Annotated in this window: 1 protein-coding gene; it reads left to right on the top strand. The window is 62.3% G+C overall.

The window, feature by feature from the left end; genetic code table 11:
- Positions 1-167 precede the first annotated feature (167 nt).
- Positions 168-371 (top strand): hypothetical protein (locus NMG80_RS07165; protein ID WP_254017468.1); only part of this gene is annotated, 204 nt, incomplete at its 3' end.

Raw genomic sequence — 371 nt, 5'->3', positions numbered from 1 at the left:
CCCTCCCGCGAGCGGGTTCGTTCAATGGCGCAACCTCGACCTCCAGCGCGGTCGCCGGTAGTGTCCACTTTAAGGCAGTGGCACAGCCAACTTTAATGACCGCTTTGAGGCGCGTAGCTGCCTTTCGCAAATATGATGACCTGGGCGCCGCGACGCGGTTCACAATCATGGAGACGACCGACCTGGCTGTGCCCATCCCGCCAACGCGGGACGTCGCGGTCATCGACGAGCCTCAGGCAATCGATGCCGATCATCTAGCCGCGTCGGCCACGCGTTGGGTCGTGACGCCGGACAGCATCGAGACCTTCGGCCTCATCGCCAAGAAGGAAACAGACGCGCTCTACCTTGAGGAGGCCTTTGCACAGACTCGG

It is taken from the genome of Mesorhizobium escarrei (assembly GCF_935825525.1).
GTDB classification, from domain to species: Bacteria; Pseudomonadota; Alphaproteobacteria; order Rhizobiales; family Rhizobiaceae; genus Mesorhizobium; species Mesorhizobium escarrei.
The sequence above is the reverse complement of the archived record's forward strand: the minus strand, read 5'-3'. Positions and strand labels throughout refer to the sequence as shown.